This is a genomic window from Vibrio sp. 1401 (assembly GCF_033340295.1).
On sequence record NZ_JAWOWF010000041.1, the window covers coordinates 40,311 to 48,895 of the forward strand.

Annotated in this window: 11 protein-coding genes; 9 read left to right on the forward strand and 2 right to left on the reverse strand. The window is 45.6% G+C overall.

Annotated elements, in window-relative coordinates; all coding sequences use genetic code 11:
- Positions 1 to 14 precede the first annotated feature (14 nt).
- A complete protein-coding gene (locus R7Z77_RS18310; RefSeq protein ID WP_213896548.1) occupies positions 15 to 956 on the forward strand; it encodes an isoaspartyl peptidase/L-asparaginase family protein in 942 nt (313 codons plus the stop codon).
- Positions 957 to 1,039: 83 nt separating this feature from the next.
- Here R7Z77_RS18310 and R7Z77_RS18315 read toward each other — a convergent pair whose 3' ends face one another.
- Entirely contained in the window at positions 1,040 to 1,267 is a 228-nt protein-coding gene (locus tag R7Z77_RS18315) for a SlyX family protein (RefSeq protein WP_005381455.1), read from the reverse strand.
- On the reverse strand, positions 1,264 to 2,250 hold the full coding sequence (locus tag R7Z77_RS18320; RefSeq protein ID WP_213896550.1) for a WD40 repeat domain-containing protein: 987 nt from the start codon (positions 2,248 to 2,250) through the stop codon (positions 1,264 to 1,266). The genes R7Z77_RS18315 and R7Z77_RS18320 overlap by 4 nt, the downstream gene beginning before the upstream one ends.
- A gap of 128 nt (positions 2,251 to 2,378) precedes the next feature.
- Between R7Z77_RS18320 and fkpA the strand changes: the two genes are divergently transcribed.
- The 8 genes from fkpA (at position 2,379) to fusA (ending at position 8,354) form a co-directional block, all read left to right on the forward strand.
- Positions 2,379 to 3,161 carry an FKBP-type peptidyl-prolyl cis-trans isomerase gene (gene fkpA / locus R7Z77_RS18325; RefSeq protein WP_017821751.1) on the forward strand — a complete coding sequence of 261 codons (783 nt, stop codon included), beginning with the start codon at positions 2,379 to 2,381 and terminating at the stop codon, positions 3,159 to 3,161.
- Positions 3,162 to 3,304: 143 nt separating this feature from the next.
- Positions 3,305 to 4,027 carry a transcriptional regulator gene (locus R7Z77_RS18330; protein WP_005382804.1) on the forward strand — a complete coding sequence of 241 codons (723 nt, stop codon included), beginning with the start codon at positions 3,305 to 3,307 and terminating at the stop codon, positions 4,025 to 4,027.
- Entirely contained in the window at positions 4,024 to 4,419 is a 396-nt protein-coding gene (gene tusD / locus R7Z77_RS18335) for a sulfurtransferase complex subunit TusD (protein WP_017633744.1), read from the forward strand. The genes R7Z77_RS18330 and tusD overlap by 4 nt, the downstream gene beginning before the upstream one ends.
- Entirely contained in the window at positions 4,416 to 4,772 is a 357-nt protein-coding gene (tusC, locus tag R7Z77_RS18340) for a sulfurtransferase complex subunit TusC (RefSeq protein ID WP_064354366.1), read from the forward strand. Before tusD ends, tusC begins: the two co-directional genes overlap by 4 nt.
- Before the next feature lie 7 nt (positions 4,773 to 4,779).
- The gene (gene tusB, locus R7Z77_RS18345) at positions 4,780 to 5,055 is read left to right on the forward strand and encodes a sulfurtransferase complex subunit TusB (RefSeq protein WP_005382799.1); all 276 of its coding nucleotides are present in this window, start codon (positions 4,780 to 4,782) and stop codon (positions 5,053 to 5,055) included.
- Between the two features lie 177 nt (positions 5,056 to 5,232).
- Positions 5,233 to 5,607 carry a 30S ribosomal protein S12 gene (gene rpsL / locus R7Z77_RS18350; protein WP_004399892.1) on the forward strand — a complete coding sequence of 125 codons (375 nt, stop codon included), beginning with the start codon at positions 5,233 to 5,235 and terminating at the stop codon, positions 5,605 to 5,607.
- Between the two features lie 101 nt (positions 5,608 to 5,708).
- Positions 5,709 to 6,179 (forward strand): 30S ribosomal protein S7, encoded by a 471-nt coding sequence (gene rpsG / locus R7Z77_RS18355; protein ID WP_005382796.1) that lies wholly within the window; start codon positions 5,709 to 5,711, stop codon positions 6,177 to 6,179.
- Positions 6,180 to 6,254: 75 nt separating this feature from the next.
- The gene (gene fusA / locus R7Z77_RS18360) at positions 6,255 to 8,354 is read left to right on the forward strand and encodes an elongation factor G (protein WP_005382794.1); all 2,100 of its coding nucleotides are present in this window, start codon (positions 6,255 to 6,257) and stop codon (positions 8,352 to 8,354) included.
- The last annotated feature ends 231 nt before the right edge of the window (positions 8,355 to 8,585 follow it).

The window sequence follows — 8,585 nt, forward strand, 5'->3', positions numbered from 1 at the left end:
AGTTGGACAAAGTGATGACGAAACCTTTCTCGATTGCCATTCATGGCGGTGCAGGCACCATCTTGCGTGAACAGATGAGCGATGAGCTGCAACAATCCATCTTGGCGGATTTAGAAGCTGCGGTAAAAGCTGGACATCAAATTCTAGAAACGGGCGGTGAAGCCTTAGATGCAGTCGTAGCGGCAGTGAAAGTATTGGAAGACTCTCCTAACTTTAATGCGGGTAAAGGCTCAGTGCTGACCAACAACGAAATGGTCGAAATGGACGCTTCTGTGATGGATGGGCGAAACCTTGCAGCAGGTGCGGTCGCAGGTGTTCGTCATATCAGAAACCCAATTGAACTCGCTCGTGACGTGATGCGAAACAGCAATCATGTGTTGTTGGTGGGTGAGGGCGCAGAGAAGTTTGCTTTTGAGCAAGGCCATGAGTATACCGAGCAAGATTACTTCTTTACTGATCGCCGTTATGAGCAGTTGCTGTCTATGTGTGAGAAAGGACTATTTGCTTTGTCGGAATCTCGTTACCCAGATGACCGTAAGCACGGTACGGTTGGTGCGGTGGCATTGGACCAACAAGGCAACTTAGCTGCTGCCACCAGTACGGGTGGCGTGACGAATAAGAAATACAACCGAGTCGGAGATTCGGCTCTGATTGGTTGTGGTACGGTGGCCGAAAATGGCGTTGTTGCAGTTTCCACTACGGGTGTCGGTGAGTTCTTTATTCGTAAACGTGTTGCGGAAGACGTTGCAGCACGTATGCGTTACTTACAAGAAGATATTCATACGGCTTGTGAACACATTATCCAAGGTGATCTCAAACAGATAGGCGGAGAGGGCGGTTTGATTGCCATTGATGCTAAAGGTGAGATGCACTTTGCGATGAACAGTTCTGGCATGTACCGAGCAGGCATTAATACGCAAGGCGAGCTGAGCGTTAAAATCTACGCCGACGAATAGCTTCTTCTTGAGTACCTTCTTAAGTAATTAATACAACAAAGCCCAGAACATGTTCTGGGCTTTATGCTATTTGAGCCTGCATTTTAATAATGCGGTGGTGGGGTTTCTTCTGACGGATCGGCTAAATTCGACGAGTCCATATTTTTTACTTTACCCACCACATATTTCATCTGATCGAGCATCTTGGTAATTTGCAGTTGTTGCTGCGATAAAGCGCCGTTCAGATCTTCAATAGTCTGTTCTTGGAACGCAAGCTGACATTCTAAGTCATTAATGCGTGCTTCCAATTGCTGAATGATTTTTTCTGTCATGATCCGTTCTCTAACTGCCAAGCTTGGGCAATACCTGCTGAAGTAGCAGTAATTACGCGTTGTTTTGAATCAAAGGCTGCATCATACACGACCGCACGGGGAGGGCGAGTGTCTTTTTTGGGCTCCACTTCAAATCCACTCATTCGTTTTCCGGTTTGAGTATCCCATATCGACACACGGCCAGAAGGGCTTCCTGTGACTAGTTGAGTCCCGTCGTCAGAAAATCGTGCGGTAGAGAAAATTAATTGGCGTGACCAACTGCTCAACTGTGCGACTTCTTGTCCAGTTTTTAAATCCCAAACAATCGCTTGGTTTCCGCCATCAGATGTCATTGCTAATTTTCCATCTCTTTGCAAGGCCACGCGAACAATTCGTTGTTCATGTTCGAAGGTTCGTAGTACTTGTCCGGTTTCGGTGTCCCACAGATACGCTTTATAGTCATTACCTCCGGTTAGGGCGAAGCGCCCATTAGGAGAAATGGCCACGGAATTGACTTTTTCACGATGCGCAAGGAACTCCATGCGACGCCCGGTGACTAAGTTGACATAAATTGCTTTACCGTTGGATAACCCAAGCAGAACTTGTTCACCATTACTGGTGATATCAACGTCGCGAATGAGCGCATCAGAGATAGACCAAAGGCCTTCGGATTGCGTCCAGCCTAGGTCCCAAACTGCGAAGTTCATTTGGCTTGCTGTAATTGCGTAGCGACCATTGTCAGATATGCGGATATGGGAAACCACATTGGCATCGGCATCGAGTTCACCCAGGTTGGCTAGTTGTTCATTTTGCTCTAGGTCCCACAACATCAAATGACGTTGTTGAGAATAGAGCAGAGCAAACCGTCCATCTCTGCTAAGTGCGAAGCTCGTCGCACCTTGAGGTTCTATCGGCCAACGCTGCACTTCACGCTCGGCGAAAAAGCAACCATTTAACGTGGTGATGACAATTAAATATAGGAATAAATGAAAAATTCTTTGCATCACATCTAATAATCCGGTTTGTGTCTTAAGACATATAGCTAGTATATTGGTATAACGATTGTCTTCACTAGTCTCATAGAAGATTTGTGCACAACAACCAATGGCAGAGCCATTATTGGGAGAATTTAATGAAATCAGTTTTAAAAGTGTCGCTACTTGCTGCAACAGTTATGCTAGCGGTAGGTTGTCAGAAAGAAGAAACTAAAACAGAAACCGCACCTCAAGCAGAACAAGTTCAAGCAGAAACCGGCAAAGCGGTTCACTTTAAAACCGACGACGACAAAGCGGCATACGCAATCGGTGTTTCATTTGCTAACTACCTAAGCACAAGCATCGACAAGCCAAGCGAAATCGGCATTAATCTTAACAAAGATTTGGTACTAAAAGGTATCGAAGACGTCTTCAAAGGCAATGCTGAATTGAATGAAGAAGAAACACGTGCAGCACTAGAATCTCTAGACAAGCGTGTTGCAGAAAAGATGCAAGCACAAGCGGCTGAGAAAGCAGCTGAAGCGAAAAAAGCTGGCGATGATTTCCGTGCTGAGTTTGAGAAGCAAGAAGGCGTAGTGAAGACAGATACAGGTCTTCTATACCAAGTAATGACACCAGCTGAAGGTGAGAAGCCAAAAGACACTGATACGGTTCAAGTACACTACAAAGGTACTCTGATCGACGGTACTCAGTTTGACAGCTCATACGATCGTGGTGAACCTGCAACGTTCCCACTTAACCGTGTAATCCCAGGTTGGACAGAGGGTGTTCAGCTAATGCCTGTGGGTTCTAAATTCAAATTCGTTATCCCGCCAGAGCTAGCATACGGTGACCAAGACACACCAAGCATTCCTGCTAACTCAACGCTAGTATTTGAAGTTGAGCTGCTAAAAGTTGAGAACGACAACGCAGAGCAATAACAATAAGCTGCGATAAGTTATTGAAAAAGGTCCGTTTAACGGGCCTTTTTTGTTCTAGGTCACTAGTTGGTGAGTTTGCTAGGTTGCTTTTCAAATTTTCTGATAAACTTACACCAATTTGTTGATTTTTCGCTCGAAGGCTTATGACAACTACAGAAACAATAAACGCGGAGATGTTGCTCGAAATGGAATCCGTTAACGTGATGCCGTTTACCGAGCACGACAAAATCATTTTAAGATCTTATGAGGCGGTCGTGGATGGTATCGCCAGCCTGATAGGTCCATTTTGTGAAATCGTTCTTCACTCTCTAGAAGACTTAAATACCTCTGCAATTAAAATCGCTAACGGTGAAAATACGGGGCGCCAAGTCGGCTCACCAATCACTGATTTAGCGCTTAAGATGCTAAAAGACATCGAAGGCTCGGAGCGCAACTTCTCACGTTCGTACTTTACCCGTGCAAAAGGTGGCGTGTTGATGAAGTCGATTACTGTCGCCATTCGTAATGGCGAAAATCGCGTGATTGGTTTGTTGTGTATCAACGTCAACTTGGATGCGCCTTTCTCGCAAGTTCTTCAGTCTTTCATGCCGACGCAAGAAGCGAAAGAAGCGGCTTCCTCGGTCAACTTTGCTAGTGACGTAGAAGAGCTGGTGGACCAAACTGTTGAACGCACCATCGAAGAGATCAATGCGGATAAATCCGTGTCTAACAACACCAAAAATCGCCAGATCGTGATGGAGTTGTACGACAAAGGTATCTTCGATATTAAAGATGCCATCAACCGTGTTGCGGATCGCCTTAATATTTCAAAACACACCGTTTACTTGTACATTCGTCAACGTAAAACCGAGGATGATGAAAGGTGAGTAAACTGACTTACACGTTAGTGGTGAATGGTCCCGTTTATGGCAGCCAGTCAGCGCGCAGTGCTTATCAGTTCGCCAAAGCGTTGATAGAGCAAGGCCATCAGCTAGTGAGCGTCTTCTTTTATCAAGATGGTGTGACTAATGGTACTGCTTTGAGTGTGCCAGCCAACGATGAATTTGATCTCAATAAGGCGTGGCAGTCTTTGGCTAAAGAGCATGGTGTTCGCCTAGAAACTTGTGTCGCGGCCGCTTTGCGTCGCGGGATTGTAAGTGAAGAAGAAGCGAATCAACATGGTTTGGTTCAGAACAATCTAGCCGATGGTTTTGAACAAGCAGGCTTAGGTAGCCTAGCTGAAGCGATGTTAACCCAAGACAGAGTGGTACAGTTTTGAGTCAGTTAACTTATCTATTTCGTAGTGCGCCACATGGCAGTGCAGCTGGTCGTGAAGGTGTGGATGCACTGTTAGCCGCGTCGGCTTACTGTGAAGATATCAGCGTCATTTTCATGGGTGACGGGGTATACCAGCTTCTACTCGGACAAGACCCCAACAATATTTTGAGTAAAGATTACGCGCCGATGTTAAAGCTTTTCGATTTATACGACATCGAACAAGTCTTTGTGTGTTCAGAGTCGTTAACCCAGCGAGGTTTGGCGCAAGCGGATTTAGTCCTTGAAGCCCAAGCGTTAAGCTCAGAACAGCTCAAAGATAAGTTACAACACGCTGGCAAGCTACTGTCTTTTTGAGGAAGTTATGTTACACATCATAAAAACAGTCTCTGCTCTAGAAGACGCCATGCCCTTATGCAGTGAACAGGATGACATCTTACTTATAGAAGATGCAGTGTACGCTGCTAACTCGCAACATAAAGCATTTTCCCATCTAAAAAACCGCAGCGTATTTGTGTTGGAGAGCGATGCGCAAGCTCGCGGTATTGCAAATCGTATCAGTCCATCCCTGACGATTGTGAATTACTCAGGCTTCGTTGAACTAACAGCAAAACAGGATAAATCCCTAACTTGGGATTGAACAAGATTTGCTGTCGACAAAGCTTTACGGATGAATTGTTCTAATTGAACAAAAAAGATCCGTATATTTCTTGACACACCTCTCACTGCTGCATAGAATTTTGCGTCCCTAACTGCATTGGCAGTTGGGGATAGATTTTTCACAAAGCTTACTTTCAAGTAAATCAGGAGCTAGTTAATGGCAACTATTAACCAGTTGGTACGTAAGCCACGTGCAAAGCAAGTTGTTAAAAGCAACGTGCCTGCACTAGAAGCGTGCCCACAAAAACGTGGTGTATGTACTCGTGTTTACACTACTACACCTAAAAAACCTAACTCAGCACTTCGTAAAGTTTGTCGTGTACGTCTGACAAACGGCTTCGAAGTTACATCGTACATCGGCGGTGAAGGTCACAACCTTCAAGAGCACTCAGTTGTTCTAATCCGTGGTGGTCGTGTTAAAGACCTTCCAGGTGTGCGTTACCACACTGTTCGCGGCGCACTAGACTGTGCTGGCGTAAATGACCGTAAACAAGGTCGTTCTAAGTACGGTGTGAAGCGTCCTAAGTCTTAATGGATTCCGTTAAGTAAGGCCAAACACTAAATTATTTTTAATTTTTTGAAAAAACTGAAAAGTTTTGGATAAAACCTGAAGAAGACAACGGAGATAAATCCATGCCACGTCGTCGCGTCATTGGTCAGCGTAAGATCCTTCCAGATCCAAAATTCAAATCTGAATTGCTGGCAAAATTCGTTAACATCCTAATGGTTGACGGTAAAAAATCTACTGCAGAGAAAATCGTTTACACTGCACTAGATGCTATGGCTGAAAAGTCTGGTAAAGACCACTTAGCTATTTTTGAAGAAGCTCTTGAAAACGTTCGCCCAGCGGTAGAGGTTAAATCTCGCCGTGTTGGTGGTTCAACTTACCAAGTACCTGTAGAAGTACGTCCGGTTCGCCGTAACGCACTTGCTATGCGTTGGTTGGTTGAAGCTGCGCGCAAGCGTGGTGAAAAATCTATGGCTCAACGCCTAGCTGCTGAAATGCTAGACGCGTCTGAGAACAAAGGTACTGCGGTTAAGAAACGTGAAGACGTTCACCGCATGGCTGACGCAAACAAAGCGTTCGCTCATTACCGTTGGTAATACCTTCTGTGCTGCGAGGTTCTCTCGCAGCACTTTTCTATACTCTAAGGTACACCTTAGTAAGAGGATACAATCGTGGCTCGTAAAACTCCTATTGAGCTATACCGTAATATCGGTATCTGTGCTCACGTAGATGCAGGAAAAACAACCACAACTGAGCGTATTCTGTTCTACACTGGCCTTTCTCACAAAATCGGCGAAGTTCACGATGGTGCAGCAACCATGGACTGGATGGAGCAGGAGCAGGAGCGTGGTATCACTATCACATCCGCTGCGACTACTACATTCTGGCGTGGTATGGAAGCACAGTTCCCTGAGCATCGCGTAAACATCATTGATACCCCTGGACACGTTGACTTTACTATCGAAGTAGAGCGTTCTCTTCGTGTACTTGATGGTGCTGTGGTTGTGTTCTGTGGCTCATCTGGTGTTGAACCTCAGTCTGAAACTGTATGGCGTCAAGCAGACAAATACCACGTTCCACGTTTGGTATTTGTAAACAAGATGGACCGTGCGGGCGCAGACTTCCTACGCGTTGTGAACCAAATTAAGAATCGTCTTGGTGCGACTCCTGTTCCAATCCAGCTGAACGTTGGTGCGGAAGATGAGTTCAGAGGTGTCATCGACCTTATCAAGATGAAAATGATCAACTGGAATGATGCCGATCAAGGCACTTCGTTTACTTACGAAGACATCCCAGCTGACATGATTGAACTTGCTGAAGAGTGGCGCAACCACATGGTTGAATCCGCTGCTGAAGCTAGCGAAGAGCTGATGGACAAGTACCTTGAAGAAGGTGAATTGACTGAAGCTGAGCTCAAACAAGCTTTACGTACTCGCACACTAAATAACGAAATCGTACTGGCTACTTGTGGTAGTGCGTTTAAGAACAAAGGTGTTCAAGCGGTACTGGATGCAGTAGTTGAGTTCTTGCCATCGCCAGTTGACGTACCTGCAATTAAAGGTGTCGACGAAAGAGAAAATGAAGTTGAGCGTCATGCTGACGACAACGAACCTTTCTCTGCGCTAGCGTTTAAGATTGCGACTGACCCATTCGTGGGCACGTTAACTTTCATGCGTGTTTACTCCGGTGTTGTAAACTCGGGTGACGCTGTTTACAACTCAGTAAAAGAGAAGAAAGAGCGTTTCGGTCGTATCGTTCAGATGCATGCGAATAAGCGTGAAGAAGTGAAAGAAGTTCGCGCTGGTGATATTGCAGCTGCTATCGGTCTGAAAGACGTAACCACAGGTGACACGCTGTGTGATCAGAACCACAAAGTGATTCTAGAGCGCATGGAGTTCCCTGAACCAGTTATTCAGATTGCTGTAGAGCCTCGTTCTAAGGCAGACCAAGAGAAAATGGCTATCGCGCTAGGTAAACTAGCAGCGGAAGATCCATCATTCCGCGTGGAAACGGACGACGAATCAGGTCAGACTCTGATCTCAGGTATGGGTGAACTTCACCTAGACATTATCGTTGATCGTATGAAGCGTGAATTCAGCGTTGATTGTAACGTTGGTAAACCTCAGGTTGCTTACCGTGAAACCATTCGTGGTAAAGCGGAAGTTGAAGGTAAGTTTGTTCGTCAATCAGGTGGTCGTGGTCAATACGGTCATGTTTGGGTCAAACTTGAGCCTTCTGAGCCTGGTGAAGGTTTCGTATTCGTAGACGAAATCGTGGGCGGTGTGATTCCTAAGGAATACATCAGTTCGGTATCGAAAGGTATCGAAGAGCAAATGAATAGTGGTGTTCTAGCGGGTTACCCTGTACTAGATATTAAAGCTACACTATTTGATGGTTCTTACCACGATGTAGACTCAAGCGAGATGGCGTTTAAGATCGCTGGCTCGATGGCATTCAAGAAAGGTGCACTAGAAGCACAACCTGTGATTCTAGAACCTATGATGAATGTCGAAGTAACCACTCCGGAAGACTGGATGGGTGACGTTGTTGGTGACCTAAACCGTCGTCGCGGTATCATTGAAGGCATGGACGAAGGTGTGGCTGGTCTTAAGATCATCCGTGCTCAAGTACCACTATCCGAAATGTTCGGTTACGCAACTGATCTACGTTCTGCAACTCAAGGCCGTGCGTCTTACTCTATGGAGTTTCACGAGTACGCTGAAGTGCCGAAAAACTTCGCAGATAAAATTATTGCAGAGCGTGGTTACTAATTGACGATTGAACTGCAAAAAGTTTACGACTTTTTGCGAGATCAGGGCGTCCAAATATTGCGCTAACGGGCGTTGGCGCATAAAATAACAATTTCTGGCGCGTCGTCGATCAATAATGATCACGACGAATCATAACTAGGAAGGAACACGATCGTGTCTAAAGAAAAATTTGAACGTACGAAACCGCACGTTAACGTTGGTACTATCGGCCACGTTGACCACGGTAAAACA